Below are 16,595 nucleotides of genomic sequence, written 5' to 3' on the forward strand. Positions count from 1 at the left end.
GTCACGCAATGCTTTAGAATGCTGATTCTTTGAACCTCAAATTGGATGGGCAATGGCGCTGATAGTTCAGAAGTTCGGCGGCACGTCTGTAGCATCGACAGAACGTATCAAGAACGTGGCAAAACGTGTCGCTCGCTGGCAGACGCAAGGGCACGACGTAATCGTTGTTCCATCGGCAATGGCCGGAGAAACCAACCGCCTGATCGGCCTGGCCAAGGAAATCTCACCCTCGCCCGACCCACGCGAACTCGATGTCATCGCCTCAACGGGCGAACAGGTGACCATTGCCCTGCTGGCCATGGCCATGCACGCCGAGGGCATAAAGGCCAAGAGTTTCACCGGCTCGCAGGTCACCGTGCTGACCGATAGCACCTTCACCAAGGCGCGCATTCTCAAGATCGACGAAACGCGGATCCGCAAGGCGCTGGCTGAAGGCAACGTCGTCGTCGTTGCCGGCTTCCAGGGCGCCGACGAGGACGGCAACATCACCACCCTCGGTCGCGGCGGCTCCGACACTTCGGCCGTTGCCCTGGCCGCCGCGCTGAAGGCCGACGAGTGCCAGATCTACACCGACGTCGATGGCGTCTACACCACCGACCCGCGCGTCGTGCCGGAAGCGCGCAAGCTCGAGACGATCACCTTCGAGGAGATGCTGGAAATGGCCAGCCTTGGCTCCAAGGTACTGCAGATCCGCTCGGTCGAGTTCGCCGGCAAGTACAAGGTCAAACTTCGTGTGCTCTCGAGCTTTGAAGACGAAGGAGACGGCACGCTGATTACTGTTGAGGAAAAGAGCACCATGGAACAACCTGTCATCTCCGGGATCGCCTTCAATCGCGACGAAGCCAAACTCACCATGCTCGGCGTTCCCGATCGTCCGGGCATCGCCTACCAGATCCTGGGGCCGATCGCCGACGCCAACATCGACGTCGACATGATCATCCAGAACATCGGCCGCGACGACACCACCGACTTCTCATTTACGGTCAATCGCAGCGATTACAGCAAAGCCATGGCGATCCTTGAAAAAGTTAGGGAAAAGATCGGCGCCCGCGACCTCAGTGGCGATACCACCACCTGCAAGGTCTCGGCGGTCGGCGTCGGCATGCGCTCGCATCCAGGCGTCGCCAGCAAGATGTTCGGCGCCCTGGCCGCTGAAGGCATCAACCTGCAAATGATCTCGACTTCCGAGATCAAGATCTCGATCGTCATCGAGGAAAAGTACCTCGAACTCGCCGTACGCGTGCTGCACAAGGCCTTCGGCCTGGAAAAGCCGCAAAAGTCGAAGTTGAGTTTGACCGGCCGTGACGAAACCGATATCATCACGCCCTCCTAGGAGACGTGGCCGAGAGGTCGAAGGCACTCCCCTGCTAAGGGAGCATGCGGGCATAAACCTGCATCAAGGGTTCGAATCCCTTCGTCTCCGCCAGGAACGTCGCAGCATAGCTCTGTGACAAAAAACGAACACCCCGCTGAACGCCATGTTCCGCGGGGTTTTTCGTTTATACCTGTGGACCTCGCCACCCCCACAAATGTCATTTCTGGCCGACTTCGGCGTCTTCGGGGCCGTTTCTCTCGAAACCTCGTGACTTCGCGATTTTGGTGCAAAAAACTCACCGTTGCTCGACGGTTTTGCGAGATTTGTGAGAGGCCAGTAGAGGCGGACCAGGTCGGCGCTTCGGCGGGGGCTGGACGCGGCATGCCGCCGGCTACCCGATTAGCCAACTGGGACGAAGCCTCTCCGACCAAGCCTGGTACCGGTAAAGGCGATACAGTTGGCTGAGTCTCCGAGGTCTGGCTACGCTTTGCCAGCACCACCGGGAGGGCCGGGCCGTGGTCTCACCACGGCAGGATTTCGCCATTCTGGTGCAGGAATCTTCCGCTGGTCTCGAGTTTGAGCTCATCGATGCGCTGCAAGATGCCGCCAACAGACTCGTCCGTCTCGATCATGCCCTGACCGCGGGTCATCTCGGTGCGCACCGCGCCCGGATGCAGAATGACTACCGCGACCCCTCGCGATTTGAGGTCATGCGCCAGGGAGGCAGCGGCCGCATTGAGCGCCGCCTTGCTCATACGGTAGCCGTAGTAGCGCCCGGAGCTGTTGTCGGCGATGGAACCCATGCGACTGGTGATCAGCGCGACCTTCGAGCCGGGATGGAGGCGCGAGGCCAGAGCCCGCGTGAGAAAGAGCGGCGCGATGGCGTTGAGTTCGAACTGCGCGCGCACCGCGTCGAGATCAACGTCTTCGAGTGAGTCGGCAATGAGCAGGCCGGCGTTCTGAACCAGGAGGTCAATGTCGTCGTGCGCGAGGCGTTCGGCGAGCTTCGACCACGCTGCTGACTCAGTGACGTCGATCTCGCATTCGACACGCACTCCGAGCGCGTCGAGTTCCGGCGAGCTCTTGCGACACACCGCAACGACGATCGCTCCGCGTGCGTTGAGCTGCCGTACGAGTTCGAGACCGATCCCACGATTTGCGCCTGTGACGACTGAAATACCCATACCGTTGCTCCTCTTTGATCCGCATCAAACCAGCTGGTACGCGGCCCTCGCTGGCAGCCCTTGCCTTTCTTCTCGGCAGGAAAGGATAGGGTCATCGCCTGCGAGAATAGGACAGTTTGCAATCAGAAGCCAGACGCCAACACCGCCGCGCTACGCTAGGCCACCAAGCCCGAACTTGTTCTCGCTGCCCTGACCCCTACAGGCATCCATGCAGTGCCTCGCATTTCCCTTCTCCCGCGCGCGGGATAAGCGTCGGGAAGGAACGGTGACGACTGCCACGCTTGCCTGCCGGCAATTATCATGACCGTCAGCGGTCGGCGAAGCGGCGAATCAACGCGAAATAGATGCGGTACGGCAAGTGCGCGAGCAGCTTGAGCAGCCATGTGAAGCGCTTCGGGTAGTGGATCTCGAAAGCGCTGCCGGCAAAGCCGGCGAGCGTCGCCCGCGCCGCCTGTTCGGGTGTCAGCAGCGCCGGCATGGCGAAGTCGTTTTGGGAAGTCAGCGGCGTCGCCACGAAGCCGGGGTTGATCACCCGGACGCCTATCCCTTTCGGCTGCAGGTCGAGATACAGCGCTTCGGCGAAATTGATCAGCGCCGCCTTGGTCGGACCGTAAATCAGCGCTTTCGGCAGGCCTCGATAACCGGCGACGCTGGCGACGAAAGCGATCTGACCGCTGCCCTGCTGCAGCAGCTGCGGCACGACGCAAGCGGCGAAGGAAACCGCGCCGCCGAAGTTGACGGCGATCATCTGCCGTGCGCGTGCCGTATCGAGCTGCCAGGCACGCGTCGGCTGGTAGTCGCCGGCGAGGTACAGCGCCAGGTCGATGCCGTCCCACGTCGCCAGCAAGCGATCGCAGGCGGCGTGCAGACTCGCTTCGTCGGCGGCGTCGCAGGGCAGCAGCAAGGCCCTTCCGCCATGGCCATCACCGGCGACGGCAGCAAGGCCGGCGGCCTTGCGCGCCGACAAGGCGACGCGCGCGCCACGCGCCAGCAGCAGCGTGCCGAGCGCCGCGCCAATGCCACTCGAGGCGCCAAGCAGCCAGACGCGCTTGCCTGACCAGTCGTCAATGCGTGCGTTCATCGCCTCAGCGCTTGCTGAAACTCAGCGTCACTTCGCCGAGATCGAAGCCAAATTTGCGCATCTTCGAGCGGTTGAGCATCACCTTGTCGTCGATCAGGAACATCCAGTCGTCGAAGTCGACGTTCCACACCCGGCCATCGATCGGCAAGGCCAGCACGTAGCGCCAGCGCAGGACGTTGCCCGCGGCTTCACCCTGCGCTTCGCCGACGACGTCATCGGCGCGACCGACGTAGCGCGCCGCGTCAACCCGGGTGATCGTCCACAGCCGCCGCGAAGTCGTTCCGTCCGACCATGAGAACTTTTCGTCGAGCGTGCCGACATCGACGCCATCGCGCTTTTCCCAGCGGGCGTCGATCAGTACGTGAAAGCGTTTGACCACCGCCCCCGAGCGATCCTGGAACATTCCCCAGCCGTCGATCGTTCCGTCGAAGTAACGCGCCAGGTCGAGCACCGGCTGTTCGGCGCGGTAGCGCTCGACCGGCAGGTTCGAACAGCCACCGAGACCGACAATGCCGCAAGCGAAACACGCCAGGCACAGGTTTTTCATGACCAACCCTCCAGAGTAGTGCGCCAGCGCCAGGCGAGCAGCGCCGCCAGCGTCTTGAACAGTAAAGGCAGCAGGCAATAAATGGCGGCGAGACCGCTGCTGGTCGCGGCGACTCCCGGCTGATAGCCAACGACATCGAGCAATGGCAGCGACAGACCGGCAGCCAGCGCCAGGTTGAGTTTTGCAACCAGATTCCACCACCCGAAGTAGGCGCCAGCGTGCGCCACTCTGCCGCCCGCTGGCGCCGCGTCACCGCGCTGCTCGGAGAGGTCGGCGAGCAACGCCGCCGGCAAGGTCAGGTCAGCGCCGAGCGCGGCGCCCGAGAGCAGGCAAACGGCGGCAAAAGGCCAGACGTCGCCAGCGCCCAGACCCCAGGCCCAGGCGAAGGAAACGACTGCCAGCAGCATCGCAGCGACCCAGGTGCGCACGCGACCGAAGCGCCTTGCGGCGATCACCCACAGCGGCAGGAAGACGACACCGCTGACGAAGTAAAGCGCCAAAAAAGCACCGCTCCAGGCTTCGGCGTTGAGGACGTCGGCGACGTAGAACAGGACCAGCGTCGCCGGTAAGGCGGCGGCGATGCCATTGACCACGAACACCGCCAGCAAGCGGCGAAAGCGGCCGTCGGCGGCTACTCCGCGCAGGTCGCCGACGACACTGCTGCTGGCCGGCAGGCGCGCTGCCGATGGCGGCGAGAACGACAGCGTGCACGCAGCCAGTGCCAGCAGGAGCAGCGGGAACAGTTGCGCCAGCGCCGCCAGGCCGCCAGCCAGATCGCTGGCGATCAAACCCGGCAGCGCCGCCGCCAGGACGACGCCGAGCAGACCAAAGCCCTCGCGACTGGCCGTCAGGCGCGTCCGCTCGCCGGCGTCACGACCGAGTTCGGCGCCCCAGGCCTGATAGGCGACGCTGGCCAGCGAAAAGCCGAAGTAGGTGAGCAGCAGCGAAGCGAGCAACCACCACCCTGCGCCGCTGGCCGGCGGCTGCAGCAGCGCCAACATGCCGAGCGCCAGACACGGCAGCGCCAGCACGATCAGTCGCTGGCGATTCGCCGCCCGGTCGCTCCAGGCACCGAGCAGCGGGTCGATGCCGGCGTCAAGCAGGCGCGCACCCAACAGCAGCGCGCCGAGCACGCCCAGGCTCATGCCGGCGGCTTCGGCGTACAGGCGCGGCACATGCACATACACCGGCAAGGCGGCCATTGCCAGTGGCAGACCGAGCGCCCCGTAGGCGAGAAGCTGCCAGCGCGGCAGGTCGACTACCGGGGCGCTATCTGGCGACGACACGCTCAGAGCTCCGGACGCTTGAGCAACGCCGCGCGCAGCGCTGGGCTGCGGCTGCGCGAATCGAGCCAGATGGCGAAGAACGCGCGGGCGAATTCGGCGTCGGCTATTTCGCCGATCGGCACGCCGCCGTAGAAGAACGCGGCGCCTCGCCCGGGGTAATGGACGCCGACAATCGTCTCACCCTCCTGGACATTCGGTAAAACGCGCTGCAGCTCGGCCTGCCAGCGCTGCAACTGCGCCTCGTCAGCGCCGAGGCGGCGCATTTCGCCGACACTGCTCTGCACCAGCCGCTCACGTGCGATATCGCGCCGGTACTCGAGCTGCAGCGCGCTTGGCGCGTCGGCCGGGAAAGCCGCGCCCGGCGGCGCGGCAACCCACAGCGTGGCGCGATAGAGCGCCACGCCAAACCAGCTCATTTCACCACTGCCCCACTGCCGCCAGCCGCTATCGCTGGCACGCAGCGCCTCGGGTAGGGCATGGACCAAGGTGCTACCAGCAAGCAGCAACAGCACGAGGAGTTTCTTCATCGCGCGTGTGCCAGCTCGAACTGCATGACGTCGGTGGCGCCGCTGTTGAAACCCGCCTGGCAATAGGCGAGATAGAAGCGCCACAAGCGGCGGAAGCGTTCGTCGAAACCTTGTGCGGCAATCGCCGGCCACTGCTGCTCGAAGTTGACGGACCATTCGGCGAGCGTCCGCGCGTAATCGCGACCGAAAGCAAAAGAGTCGCGAACGTCGAGTCCGGCGCGCGCCGCGCGCTTGCCGAAAACGCTCGGGCTGGGGAGCATGCCACCGGGGAAGACGTGCTGTTGAATGAAATCGGTGCCGCGCCGGTAACGGGCGAACAAGTCGTCACGGATGGTAATGCTCTGCACGACGGCGCGCCCGCCCGGCGCCAGCAAGCGCTGCAGGGTCGCGAAATACGTCGGCCACCAGCGTTCGCCGACGGCTTCGAACATCTCGATCGAAACGATGTGGTCGAAGCGTTCGCCGCGTTCGGATCCTTCGCCAAGGAGTTCACGATAGTCGCGCAGTTCGATCTGCACCTGCTGCTCGACGCCGGCCAGGCGCATGCGCTGGCCGGCAAACTGGTGCTGCGCCGGCGACAAGGTCAGGCCGACGACGTGCAAGCCCGCCTCACGCGCGGCGGTTTCGGCAAAGGCACCCCAGCCGCAACCGATTTCCAGCACCCGCTGGCCGCGACGGGCGTCGAGCTGCTTGATGATTCGCCGATACTTGGCGAGCTGCGCGGCGGCCATCGAGCGCGGCGCGTCGCTGCTGTAGAGGGCGCTCGAATAACTCATCGTCGGGTCGAGCCAGAGACGATAGAAATCGTTGCCAAGGTCGTAGTGGGCGATGATGTTGCGCCGCGCGCCGGCGCGCGTGTTGGCGTTCAGCAGGTGCCGCAGGCGCGCACTCAGCAGTCCCCACCAATGACCATAGACAGCCTGCGACAGCGACTGGCGGTTGTTGGCCAACAGCGTCAGCAGCGCGGTGAGGTCCGGGCTATGCCAGTGACCGTCGATCCAGGCCTCGGCGAAGCCGACGTCGCCGCGCTCGATAACCCGGTCGAAAGCGGACCAGCTGGCAATCTCGAGCAGCGCGCCAACGTCGCCGTCCGCCAGTTGACCGAAGCGCAGCCGGTCGCCGTCGGGCAAGCGCACTTCGAGCGCCCCGTGAGCAATTTTGTCGAGCAGGGCGAGTACCGCCCGCGCGCTGCGCGGCATGCGCTTGGCGGCAATCGCCGCCGGGAAAGTGAGCGTATTTTCGCTGGCATTCATCGGGTCGTTTCCTCAAGTGGAGGTTCGGGTTTTCTGAAAAAGGGGACGCGCTTGCACCACAGCTTCAGTGCCTGCCAGTGAATTCGCAGGACGATGCCAAGGGTCAGCAACGGCAAGTGGAAGAAGGCTTTCAACAGCGGTCCGCTGGCGAGCGCTGCGGCCTTGCCGGAAATCGCCGTGTGCAGCAAGTCGCCGGCCGCGTCGCCATAATCGATGCGCGTCAGGCGCCTGGCCGCGGCACCGTCGGCTCCGGCACGCCAGTGGAAGCGAAAGCGGTAATGACCGGCGACGTCGATGAACGGCGAAACATGAAAGACCTTGCGCTGCTCGAGCGTCTCACCGTCGCGAATCGGTCGCCCGTCGGCGTGCGCCAGCAGGTAGTTGTGGCGCTCGCCGAAGGTGTTGCTCACCTCGGCGAGAACGGCGAGCAGTTGTCCGGCGCGGTCGTGACAGAACCACAAGCTGATCGGATTGAAGACAAAGCCGAGCAGGCGCGGAAAGCACTGCAGCCAGATCTCTCCGTCGGCGCTGATCCCGGCGCGCTGCAGCAGACTCTTGATCCACGGCAGCGGATGCGAGCCGTCGCGCGCGCCGTGGTCGGCGAAGTGGAAGCTGAAGAGATTCCAGCGGTTGACCGAGAACAACGCGCTGGCCGCTTGTTCAACGCGCGCGACCGGCAGCAGGCAGAAGTAAACCGGGTAGACAAAGCGGTTGACCGCCGGCCGCAGGCGGTGGTGCATGACCTGCCCGAAAAAGAGCCTGGCCGGGGTCGTGTTCATGCCACGAGTTGCGCGCTGCGCGCGGCTCCAGGCAGCAACGGGGCAGCGCCGTCGGCATCCTGCCACGGCGCACGGCAGCCCATGGCGTTGGCGACTTGCAGCGCCGACTTGAGGCCGTCTTCGTGGAAACCGTAGCCATTCCACGCGCCGCAGAACCAAACTCCGTGCGCACCGGAAATCGCCGGCAGACCACGTTGCGCGGTGACCGCCGCGCGGTCGAAAATCGGGTGCTGGTAGTCGAATTCGGCGATCACCCGCTCGGCCACCGGCTCGCGCTGCGGATTCAACGAGACCATCAGGGGCGTTTTGAACGGCAGCGGCTGCAGGCGATTGATCAGATACGAGACGCTGACCGGACGCAGCTCGCGGTGCTCACCGCCGTGGCCACTGCCCTGGCGACTTTCCTGGCCGCTCGACAGATAGTTCCACGCCGACCACAGCGCCGGCGAACGCGGCAGCAGCGCGGCATCGGTGTGCAGCACGGCGCGGTTTGGCGCGTAGCGGATGGCGGCAAGCAGGCGACTCTCGGCGGACGTCGCCGCCTGGCCAAGGATCGCCAAGGCCTGATCGCTATGGCAGGCAAGGACGACCTGGTCGTAGTGCTCGACGCTGCTATCCGTATGCAGCAGCAGGCCCGCCGCAGTACGTTGCAGGGCGCGCACCGGCGTCGCCAGGCGAACGTCGTCGAGGGCGGCGGCGAGTTTTCTGACGTATTCGCGACCGCCACCACGCACCGTTCGCCACAGTGGCCGATCGAAAACCTGCAGCAGGCCGTGATTGCGGCAGAAGCTGACGAAGCTGGCCAGCGGGTAGTCGAGCATCGTCTGGGTCGGGCACGACCAGATCGCCGCGGCCATTGGCAGCAGGTACCAGTCGGCGAAGGGACGCGAATAGCCGCCCATGGCGAGAAATTCGCGCAGACTTAGCTGGTCTTCGGGATGACTGACGATCCAGGCGACGCTGTCGCGGTTGAAGCGCACGATGTCGGACAGCATCCGCCAGAAGTCCGGCCGCAGGAGGTTCCTTTTCTGTCCGAAAAGTGTCGCCAGGCTGCTGCCCGCCCATTCCAGCCGTGGCTCGTCGAGGCTGACGGCGAAGGACATTTCGCTGTCCACGCTGACGACTCCGAGGTGGGCAAACATCGCCGTCAGATGCGGGTAGGTCCTGGTGTTGTAGACCAGAAAACCGGTGTCCACCGGGTGACAAACGCCGTCGAGCGTCACATCGACGGTATGGGTGTGGCCGCCGAGCGTGTCGGCCGCCTCAAAGAGCGTCACCTGATGTTTCTGCGACAGTAGCCAGGCGCTGGCCAGACCCGAAATCCCGGCGCCGACTACGGCGACCCGTTGTGCGCCGCGCATCTCGATCTCCTTGCCGTTCAGGCGTTTTCGCCGCTGATCTCGGCGTACGCCGAATGATTGTGAATCGACTCGAAGTTCTCCGATTTCACGGTCCATTGCGCGATTCGTTCGTCTTTCATCAGGCGCAGCGCGATATCGCGAACCAGGTCTTCGACGAACTTCGGGTTGTCGTAGGCGCGCTCGGTAACCCATTTCTCGTCCGGCCGCTTGAGCAGTCCGAAGACCTCGCACGAAGCCTCTTCCTCGGCCAGCCGCAGCAGCTCTTCGGGGCTCATCCCCGAACGCAGGCAGGCGCGGATGGTGATGTGCGAACGCTGGTTATGTGCGCCGTAGTCGCTGATCTCCCTGGAACACGGGCACAGGCTGGTCACCGGCGCAACGATCTCCAGCGTCAATTCGCTGCGCTCGCCGGTGCGCTTTTCGACGATCATCCGCACGTCGTAGTCGAGCAGACTCGCGGCACTCGACACCGGTGCCTTCTTGGCGATGAAGGCGGGAAAAGCGAGTTCGATCTCACCGCTGTCGGCTTCCAGTCGCCGCAACATTTCGTCGAGCATGCGCAGCAGACGGTTGATGTTGAGCGGCGCGCGCGGCTGCTCGAGCAACTCGACGAAACGCGACATGTGCGTTCCCTTGACCGTCGGCGGCAACCCCACCGACATCGACAGACTGGCAACGGTGTGCTGCACCTTGCCGGCGGCGTCGAGCAATGCCAGCGGATAGCGCAGGCCCTTGACGCCGACCTTGTCGATCGCCAGTTGCCGGAGGTCGGGGCGGGCCTGCATGTCGGGAAGGAAAAAATGTTCGGGTGCATTCATGGCTGGTTCTCCTGGGAAGCGAAGCGATAATTGGGCGATGGCGGAGGCGAAAAGATGATCACGGCTTGCCGAGGAATTCTTCGATCCTGGCGAGCAGCTCCGGGTCATCCGGCTTGACGCGGCTGTCGAAGCTCAGCACCTGCTTGCCGCTGCGGTCGATCAGGTACTTGTGGAAGTTCCATTGCGGCTCTTTGCCGCTCGCTTTGGCGAGTTGCGCGAAGAAGGGACTGGCATTTACGCCAAGCACCGTCGCCTTGGCAAACATTGGGAACTGCACGCCGTAGGTCAGCCGGCAGAAGTCGGCGATTTCCTGATTGCTGCCGGGCTCCTGCTCGCCGAAGTCGTTCGACGGGAAGCCGACGACGACCAGGCCGCGATCCCTGAGTCTGGCGTAGAGCTTTTCCAGGCCGTCGTATTGCGAGGTGAAACCGCAGTAGCTGGCGGTATTGACCACCAGCAGTACCCTGCCCTGCCATTGGCACAAGGACTGATTCTTCTGGCCCTGCAGCGAAGCGAAGGCGTGATCGAGGAGCGGCGGACACGCCGCCGCTGCCGCCGCCGGCAGCGCACCGAAAGCGCCCAGGGCCAGAGCAAGGGCGGGGAAAAGCGACAGCGGCATGGCGATCTCCTGGGCAAGGGCAACTGGCTTCGACTGGCCGCTGGAACAAGCAGCGGCGTATCGAGTGAAGGCAAGACGTGTCCAGGACAGCTGGCAGATCACGCCTTTTGCAGCCGACCTGGGCGGCAAGTCGGCGCGGATTCGGCAGGGCTGCGTCAATATTTGTCCTGGACAATAAAGAGACAAATCAAAAGATACTGACGGGGCAGGCATCTGTCAATGAATTTTTTTAGCTTTGTCCAGGACACTCTGCTCGTCGCACGGCGGCTGCAGGCCGCTGGCCCCGAGCGAGATGGCGTTTGCGGCGTGGCCGACCAGAACGGTTCTCAGCGCAGGCCGCGCCGCCTGTTCGGGCGGTCGACCGGCGTGCCTCGACGCGCACACTCAAGGCAGATCCGCCGCGGCGAAAATCGGCGATCGATGGAAAACGCCACGCCACCGGCGTCAAGTCCGACCGGCTGCCAGCGCCTTTTTCGGTCGCAGGATCGAGGTGGATTGCAGCGGCCATGACGCTTGCCTCGCGTGCCTGCATGTCCGCCCGTGTAGCCCAAAGCGTCAGAACGGCCACGTCGAATACGTGCGGCGATCATGGCTGGCCATTCGTGCATCGCCGCCCGTCGGCGTATCGCCCGGCCCGCGAGCGCTGGCGTTTTCAGAGGTGCTCACGTGGCTCGCAAGAATGTCGACGAAAGCCGATGTTGTCCTGGACATCATGAGAGATCCAGATTAAGTTGTCGCCTCAATTGCGCCACATCTCGCGCGCCATTCAGGACTTTGCCCAAGACACCATGAATAGTCACCCCGCCATGAACATTAGCGCGGTCGAGCGCGATACCGGTCTCGGCAAGGATACGCTGCGCGTCTGGGAGCGTCGTTACGGCTTCCCGCGGCCGGCTCGCGACGAGCATGGCGAGCGTGTATACCCTGCCGATCAGGTCGAACGACTACGCTTGATGAAACGTTTGATCGATCAGGGGCACCGCCCCGGTCGGCTGTGCGCCGCCAGCGAGCAAGAGTTTGCCGAACTGTGCAGCGCCAGCGCGTCGCCAGCGCGAAACGACGGCGAACGCGGCGAGGGCTTGATCAGCCAGACGCTCGAACTGGTCAAGGCCAATGACCTGCCGGCGCTGCGCCGGCTGCTCAAGCAAGCGATGCTACGCCTGGGCTTGCAGCGTTTCGTCATCGACGTCGTCGCGCCGCTCAATGACGGCATTGGCGAAGCGTGGATGAGCGGCAAGTTCGCGGTCTTCGAGGAACACCTCTATACCGAGCAGATCAAGTCGCTGCTGCGCCAGGCGATCGGCGATCTGCCGACCGGCGGCGGCCGTCCGCGCATCGTGCTGACGACGCCACCCGATGAACAACACGTGCTCGGCGTCTTGATGGCCGAAGCCTTGCTCGTTCTTGATGGCGCGACGTGCATTTCGCTGGGCACCCAGACGCCACTGGTTGACATCCGGATGGCGTCGCAGGCGCACCGCGCCGACATCGTCGCGCTGTCGCTTTCGGCGGCGTTTCCGGGACGACAGGTCGCCGCGCTGGTCAGCCAGTTACGACAGATGCTGCCCGCTGACGTCGAACTGTGGGTTGGTGGTGCCGGCGCTCAGCGCGCGACACCGGAGCCGGGCATCGTCGTGCTGGCGACTTTGCAGGCGGCGCTCGACGCCCTCGCCGCCTGGCAAAACGCTCGTTCCGGCGCACCTGGAGTCAATCGCTGAGCGCGCCTTGCCGATCAACAAGCGCTCGTCCAGCAGGCGTCGCGACGGATCCGCCCGGTGCAAGAAAGATCGCCTCTTGCACCAGGACGGGGCGGCGCTGCCCGCTTTCGCCGTAAAAATGGTATGGCTATCAAGCACACACCGTAGGAAAAACGACATTTCCGAACAGCCGCAAGCCGCCTGACCGCCAGCCTCGATACTTGGCATGCTACTTGCTGGACAAGTGCCATGGAACGACAGGAGATCACCATGACAAATATTCCCCATCGGACCGGCGATCTGCTGTTCGCCGCCGACGAGATCAACAACGATGGCGGTAAAGGCGTTGGCTGCCTGCCTGAAGAGCTGTCGCAAGTGCGGGCTTTGGCGGCGTGACGACGATGGCAAAAATTGGCATTTTCTTCAGCAGCGAAACCGGCCGAACGCAGCTGGTCGCGCAGTACATCGCCAAGAGCCTGGGTGGCGCAGCCGCTTCCCCGGTCAATATCGAGAACGCGACGCTAAGCGACTTCCTCGCTCACGACGCGCTGATTCTCGGCAGCCCGACGCACGGCAGCGGCCAGCCGCATGGCCCCGCTTTCGGATTGTGCCCGCCGACCTGGCAGGCTTTTCTGGCGCAGCTCGCGGGCGCCGACCTGTCTGGCAAAGTGGTGGCGATCTACGGCGTCGGCGATCAGAAAAAATACCCCGGTGCCTTCGTCAATGCCATCGCCGTCATTCAAGACGCGCTGCTGGCAGGCGGCGCGCGCGTCGTCGGCCGCTGGCCGACCACCGGTTACGATTTCACCGCCTCACAGGCCGTCGACGGAGGACAGTTCGTCGGGCTGGCTCTTGACCAGACCAACCAGCCGGGATTGACCGGACAACGCGTGGAAAGCTGGCTGGCGCAAGTCCGCAGCGAGTTGCTGCCGTGATCAAGGTTGCGCTCGCTGCGAGGTAGCCGGGCCGGCGCCGCAGCGGCTCAAGGGCACGACGCTCGTCGGCGCTTGCCGGCCGCCTGGCGTGGCGCGCCGTCAGTTCTTCGCGCACGGCCTAATCGGACGAGTTCTGTTCAGCGCGTTTACTGTGGCGACTCAGGCTACCACTCAGCTGCCCGACGATTTCCGACGCCGCGTTGATGATCTGGCTCGAGCCGAAACCGGCACGGGTCATTTCCTTGTAGAACGACTTGGCCAGGATCCTGGCGACTTGATCGGGGTGGTCGACGGCACTCGCCAGCGCGCTGGCGATATCCTTTTCGGCAAACTGCATCAGCGCCAACTGGGCGAAGCGCGACTTCAGAATATTCTGCAGTTGCACGACTTGAATCGCTTTGCCGACAAACAGCGCGACGACCTCGAGCAGATTCAGGTCATTGCTTTTGAAGCTGCGCCCGCCGACGTGGCCGCTGACATTGATCACGCCGACGATCCGGCCGTTGATGCCGATCGGCGACGACAGCAAGCTCGTGCGGGGATCATCGGGACGGCGTGCGCACGCGGCAAAGTCGGAGCGGGCGATGTCCTCGACCAGCAAAGACGCACCCGTGGCGACCACGCGCCCGGCAATGCCTTCGCCGCTATGCGCCGACTCCTTGTAGGCGGCAGCCGGTAGCGGGCCATAGCTGCCACAGACGCGCAGGCACAGCGTGCCCAGCTCGTCGTCGCCCAACAGCATCAGCGAACAGTTTTCGGCGTTGAGAACCTTGGCCGAAATGGCTGCCAGCTGGCGCATGTTGTCGTCGAAGCTACCTTCATCGAGACAGGTGGCCAAGTCCTGGAGCTTGACCAGTACGTTTTCCTTCTCACCCATGATCTTTCCCGAGAGCTGCCCGGCACCTGGATTATAGGCGCTCGACGAGAATTGAGGTCACTGCTGCCACACCGGTTGGCTGAAGCGCCGGCGCATGTCATCAGGTATCGGCTCGATCTTCAGGCGATTGTATTGGTCGGCGATGCGCTGATACGTGCCATCGGCCCTGACCTCCGCAAGCGCCTTCTGCCATTTCTGCACCTCGGCGTCTGGCAGGTCTTTCGAACCGGCGAGGTAGATCTCGCTCTTGCGCACGATCTCACCGAAGTTGAGCGCCTCAAGGTTGGCACCGACCTCGCGCATACCGTAGATGATCATCAGGCGCGGCGCCAGCCAGGCGTCGATCCGGCGCTGCTGCATCAGGCGCGCGTTCATCCACTCCTCGTGCAGCGGCCGAATCCGCTTGAATCCGCGCTCTTCGAGCAGCGCTTCGGCACCAGAGTTGCTGAGCACGCCGATCGGCCGGTCCTTGACCTTGTCAAGGCTGGACACGTCGATGCCGGCGCCGCCAACGACGACCAGATCGTCGGTGTAGATCCTTGCCAGCCAGCTGTACTTGGCTTCTCGCTCGGGGCTGCGGGTCAGAGCCAGGATGCCGATGTTCGGCCGTGTCTGGGCAATTCGCTGCGCTGCTTCCCAGGGCATGAACTCGATCAGACCCGAGTGGCCGACGCGCTTGGCCATCTCGGTCACCACCTCATAAACAAAGCCCTGCTTGACTCCAGGCGTCTCGGTCACGCTGACCGGCGGGATCTGGAAGGTGTAAGGCGGCAGCTCCGCGGCCAGCAGCCGCAACTCCTTCGCCGGCTCTTGTGCGCCCAGCCGCGGCGCCCAGGCCAGCAGCGTGGCCAGGAAAACGATAAGGATGCGCACGGGCCTGCTCCTCAGAAAGTACCAAACATGCCGTCGAGAACAATCACCAGAATCAGCGACAGCAGCGGAAAAGCGACGGCGACCATGAAGATGTCGAAGTAGGACTGCTTGTGGTTCAGCCCGCAGATCGCCAGCAGCGTGATCACCGCGCCGTTGTGCGGCAGCGCGTCGAGGCCGCCTGATGCGAGCGCCGCGACTCGGTGCAGGATCTGCGGGTTGATACCCGCCGCCTGCGCCAGTTCGAGGTAGGTCTGACCGACCGCCTGCAGGGCGATACTCATGCCACCCGACGCCGATCCGGTGATACCGGCGAGAACGTTGACGACGATCGCCAGGCCGATCACCGGGTTGTCGGTCAGTGCCATCAGCCAGTCCCTGATGAACAGGAACGACGCCAGACTGGCGATCACCGCGCCATAGGCAACCTCGGAACCGACGTTGAGGATCGGCAGCATCGAACCGAGCGCGCCATCGGTCAGCGACTGGCGGACGTTATTGAAACGCTTCCAGGTCAGGCCGATGAGCACGGCGCAGGCGATCAGCATGGCCATAATGATCGCCCAGATGCCACCGACCGCCGATACCGTCGTCTTGCCATATTTGGGCAACGCCAGATAGTCGGTATCCATGGCCGGAATGAAGTACTTGCTGAAGACGAAGTTGAGGACCAGGACCAGCACCACCGGGACGATGGCCACGGCGAACGACGGCATGTTCCCCGCCGGTGTCGGCGCCGGATCGTCGGCGACGGGCAGCCGATCGTCTTCACCGTAGCCTTCTCCGGCATTGCGCGCGCGCCGGGCGCGCATCATCAGCCAGGCGCTGCCGCAACCAAACATCAGCAACCCGGCGATAATTCCCAGACCAGGCGCGGCGAAGGCGTCGGTATGGAAATACGGCATCGGAATGGCGTTCTGGATCGCTGGCGAACCCGGCAGCGCCGACATCGTGAAGGTGAACGAGCCGAGGGCAATCGCCGCCGGGATCAGTCGTTTCGGCAGGTTGCCCTCGCGGAACATCTGAATGGCCACCGGGAAGACGGCGAAAGCGACGACAAAAAGCGACACGCCGCCATAGGTGAGGACGCCGCAGGCGAGGATGATGGCGATGATCGCGCGTTCCTTGCCGGTCCACTCGACGATCTTGTGGGCGATGGTCCGCGCGCAGCCGGAGTCGTCCATCAGCTTGCCAAAGACGGCACCCAACAGGAACAGCGGGAAGAACTTGATCAGGTAGTTGCCCAGGGCGGGCATGAAGACCTGCGTATAGGTGGCGATGACCGGCGGGTCGAGTCCGCCGAACAGCAGCCCGACGAGGGCACAGATCGGCGCGATGATGATCACGTTCCAGCCGCGATAGGCAAGAGCAATCAGCAGCACCAGCGAGAGGACAATCCCCACAATACCAAACATGCGCACCCCCTTCTTTTAACATGGAAATCAG

The 16,595-nt window shown here is 64.0% G+C and carries 17 protein-coding genes and 1 tRNA gene; 5 read left to right on the forward strand and 13 right to left on the reverse strand.

The window, feature by feature from the left end:
• The first annotated feature begins 52 nt into the window (after positions 1-52).
• Both QZ656_RS05325 and QZ656_RS05330 read left to right on the forward strand, forming a co-directional pair.
• Positions 53-1,333: an aspartate kinase gene (locus tag QZ656_RS05325; protein ID WP_291992414.1), complete on the forward strand. Its 1,281-nt coding sequence runs from the start codon at positions 53-55 to the stop codon at positions 1,331-1,333.
• Positions 1,333-1,426: transfer RNA gene (locus QZ656_RS05330), tRNA-Ser, on the forward strand. Before QZ656_RS05325 ends, QZ656_RS05330 begins: the two co-directional genes overlap by 1 nt.
• Positions 1,427-1,836: 410 nt before the next feature.
• Here QZ656_RS05330 and QZ656_RS05335 read toward each other — a convergent pair.
• The 10 genes from QZ656_RS05335 to QZ656_RS05380 all read right to left on the reverse strand — a co-directional run bounded on the left by QZ656_RS05335 (position 1,837) and on the right by QZ656_RS05380 (position 10,770).
• Positions 1,837-2,499, reverse strand: a complete 663-nt coding sequence (locus tag QZ656_RS05335; RefSeq protein WP_291992415.1) for an SDR family oxidoreductase — start codon at positions 2,497-2,499, stop codon at positions 1,837-1,839.
• A gap of 307 nt (positions 2,500-2,806) precedes the next feature.
• Positions 2,807-3,580 (reverse strand): SDR family NAD(P)-dependent oxidoreductase, encoded by a 774-nt coding sequence (locus QZ656_RS05340; protein WP_291992416.1) that lies wholly within the window; start codon positions 3,578-3,580, stop codon positions 2,807-2,809.
• Positions 3,581-3,584: 4 nt separating this feature from the next.
• On the reverse strand, positions 3,585-4,127 hold the full coding sequence (locus QZ656_RS05345) for a DUF3833 domain-containing protein (RefSeq protein WP_291992417.1): 543 nt from the start codon (positions 4,125-4,127) through the stop codon (positions 3,585-3,587).
• Complete coding sequence (locus tag QZ656_RS05350; RefSeq protein ID WP_291992418.1) at positions 4,124-5,413, reverse strand: MFS transporter; 1,290 nt, start codon at positions 5,411-5,413, stop codon at positions 4,124-4,126. Before QZ656_RS05350 ends, QZ656_RS05345 begins: the two co-directional genes overlap by 4 nt.
• A 2-nt stretch (positions 5,414-5,415) precedes the next feature.
• Positions 5,416-5,940: a chalcone isomerase family protein gene (locus QZ656_RS05355; RefSeq protein WP_291992419.1), complete on the reverse strand. Its 525-nt coding sequence runs from the start codon at positions 5,938-5,940 to the stop codon at positions 5,416-5,418.
• A complete protein-coding gene (locus tag QZ656_RS05360) occupies positions 5,937-7,193 on the reverse strand; it encodes a cyclopropane-fatty-acyl-phospholipid synthase family protein (protein ID WP_291992420.1) in 1,257 nt (418 codons plus the stop codon). Before QZ656_RS05360 ends, QZ656_RS05355 begins: the two co-directional genes overlap by 4 nt.
• Positions 7,190-7,972: a DUF1365 domain-containing protein gene (locus QZ656_RS05365; protein ID WP_291992421.1), complete on the reverse strand. Its 783-nt coding sequence runs from the start codon at positions 7,970-7,972 to the stop codon at positions 7,190-7,192. The genes QZ656_RS05360 and QZ656_RS05365 overlap by 4 nt, the downstream gene beginning before the upstream one ends.
• Positions 7,969-9,333: an FAD-dependent oxidoreductase gene (locus tag QZ656_RS05370; RefSeq protein WP_291992422.1), complete on the reverse strand. Its 1,365-nt coding sequence runs from the start codon at positions 9,331-9,333 to the stop codon at positions 7,969-7,971. The genes QZ656_RS05365 and QZ656_RS05370 overlap by 4 nt, the downstream gene beginning before the upstream one ends.
• A gap of 17 nt (positions 9,334-9,350) precedes the next feature.
• A complete protein-coding gene (gene folE2, locus QZ656_RS05375; RefSeq protein ID WP_291992423.1) occupies positions 9,351-10,151 on the reverse strand; it encodes a GTP cyclohydrolase FolE2 in 801 nt (266 codons plus the stop codon).
• Positions 10,152-10,209: 58 nt separating this feature from the next.
• The gene (locus QZ656_RS05380) at positions 10,210-10,770 is read right to left on the reverse strand and encodes a glutathione peroxidase (protein ID WP_291992424.1); all 561 of its coding nucleotides are present in this window, start codon (positions 10,768-10,770) and stop codon (positions 10,210-10,212) included.
• A 788-nt stretch (positions 10,771-11,558) separates the two neighbouring features.
• Here QZ656_RS05380 and QZ656_RS05385 point away from each other — a divergent pair.
• The 3 genes from QZ656_RS05385 (at position 11,559) to QZ656_RS05395 (ending at position 13,402) form a co-directional block, all read left to right on the forward strand.
• Positions 11,559-12,488 (forward strand): MerR family transcriptional regulator, encoded by a 930-nt coding sequence (locus QZ656_RS05385; protein WP_291992425.1) that lies wholly within the window; start codon positions 11,559-11,561, stop codon positions 12,486-12,488.
• A gap of 228 nt (positions 12,489-12,716) precedes the next feature.
• Complete coding sequence (locus tag QZ656_RS05390; protein ID WP_291992426.1) at positions 12,717-12,863, forward strand: hypothetical protein; 147 nt, start codon at positions 12,717-12,719, stop codon at positions 12,861-12,863.
• Between the two features lie 5 nt (positions 12,864-12,868).
• A complete protein-coding gene (locus QZ656_RS05395; RefSeq protein ID WP_291992427.1) occupies positions 12,869-13,402 on the forward strand; it encodes a flavodoxin in 534 nt (177 codons plus the stop codon).
• A 118-nt stretch (positions 13,403-13,520) separates the two neighbouring features.
• Here QZ656_RS05395 and QZ656_RS05400 read toward each other — a convergent pair whose 3' ends face one another.
• Genes QZ656_RS05400 through QZ656_RS05410 form a run of 3 tightly spaced genes read right to left on the reverse strand, consistent with a single transcriptional unit; the run spans position 13,521 to position 16,564 of the window.
• On the reverse strand, positions 13,521-14,279 hold the full coding sequence (locus tag QZ656_RS05400) for a GAF domain-containing protein (RefSeq protein ID WP_291992428.1): 759 nt from the start codon (positions 14,277-14,279) through the stop codon (positions 13,521-13,523).
• 57 nt (positions 14,280-14,336) lie between these two features.
• The gene (locus QZ656_RS05405) at positions 14,337-15,152 is read right to left on the reverse strand and encodes a transporter substrate-binding domain-containing protein (protein ID WP_291992429.1); all 816 of its coding nucleotides are present in this window, start codon (positions 15,150-15,152) and stop codon (positions 14,337-14,339) included.
• Positions 15,153-15,163: 11 nt separating this feature from the next.
• Positions 15,164-16,564 carry a GntP family permease gene (locus QZ656_RS05410; RefSeq protein ID WP_291992430.1) on the reverse strand — a complete coding sequence of 467 codons (1,401 nt, stop codon included), beginning with the start codon at positions 16,562-16,564 and terminating at the stop codon, positions 15,164-15,166.
• Positions 16,565-16,595: the final 31 nt, after the last annotated feature.

Source organism: Candidatus Accumulibacter sp. ACC003 (assembly GCF_907163085.1).
Classification (GTDB): Bacteria; Pseudomonadota; Gammaproteobacteria; order Burkholderiales; family Rhodocyclaceae; genus Accumulibacter.

Excerpts from the sequence above, each read along its gene's own strand:
- QZ656_RS05335 (WP_291992415.1), bottom strand. The coding sequence starts at position 2,499 with ATGGGTATTTCAGTCGTCACAGGCGCAAATCGTGGGATCGGTCTCGAA.
- QZ656_RS05355 (WP_291992419.1), bottom strand. The coding sequence starts at position 5,940 with ATGAAGAAACTCCTCGTGCTGTTGCTGCTTGCTGGTAGCACCTTGGTC.
- QZ656_RS05385 (WP_291992425.1), top strand. The coding sequence starts at position 11,559 with ATGAATAGTCACCCCGCCATGAACATTAGCGCGGTCGAGCGCGATACC.
- QZ656_RS05340 (WP_291992416.1), bottom strand. The coding sequence starts at position 3,580 with ATGAACGCACGCATTGACGACTGGTCAGGCAAGCGCGTCTGGCTGCTT.
- QZ656_RS05395 (WP_291992427.1), top strand. The coding sequence starts at position 12,869 with ATGGCAAAAATTGGCATTTTCTTCAGCAGCGAAACCGGCCGAACGCAG.
- folE2 (WP_291992423.1), bottom strand. The coding sequence starts at position 10,151 with ATGAATGCACCCGAACATTTTTTCCTTCCCGACATGCAGGCCCGCCCC.
- QZ656_RS05365 (WP_291992421.1), bottom strand. The coding sequence starts at position 7,972 with ATGAACACGACCCCGGCCAGGCTCTTTTTCGGGCAGGTCATGCACCAC.
- QZ656_RS05325 (WP_291992414.1), top strand. The coding sequence starts at position 53 with ATGGCGCTGATAGTTCAGAAGTTCGGCGGCACGTCTGTAGCATCGACA.
- QZ656_RS05400 (WP_291992428.1), bottom strand. The coding sequence starts at position 14,279 with ATGGGTGAGAAGGAAAACGTACTGGTCAAGCTCCAGGACTTGGCCACC.
- QZ656_RS05370 (WP_291992422.1), bottom strand. The coding sequence starts at position 9,333 with ATGCGCGGCGCACAACGGGTCGCCGTAGTCGGCGCCGGGATTTCGGGT.
- QZ656_RS05390 (WP_291992426.1), top strand. The coding sequence starts at position 12,717 with ATGGAACGACAGGAGATCACCATGACAAATATTCCCCATCGGACCGGC.
- QZ656_RS05410 (WP_291992430.1), bottom strand. The coding sequence starts at position 16,564 with ATGTTTGGTATTGTGGGGATTGTCCTCTCGCTGGTGCTGCTGATTGCT.
- QZ656_RS05360 (WP_291992420.1), bottom strand. The coding sequence starts at position 7,193 with ATGAATGCCAGCGAAAATACGCTCACTTTCCCGGCGGCGATTGCCGCC.
- QZ656_RS05380 (WP_291992424.1), bottom strand. The coding sequence starts at position 10,770 with ATGCCGCTGTCGCTTTTCCCCGCCCTTGCTCTGGCCCTGGGCGCTTTC.
- QZ656_RS05345 (WP_291992417.1), bottom strand. The coding sequence starts at position 4,127 with ATGAAAAACCTGTGCCTGGCGTGTTTCGCTTGCGGCATTGTCGGTCTC.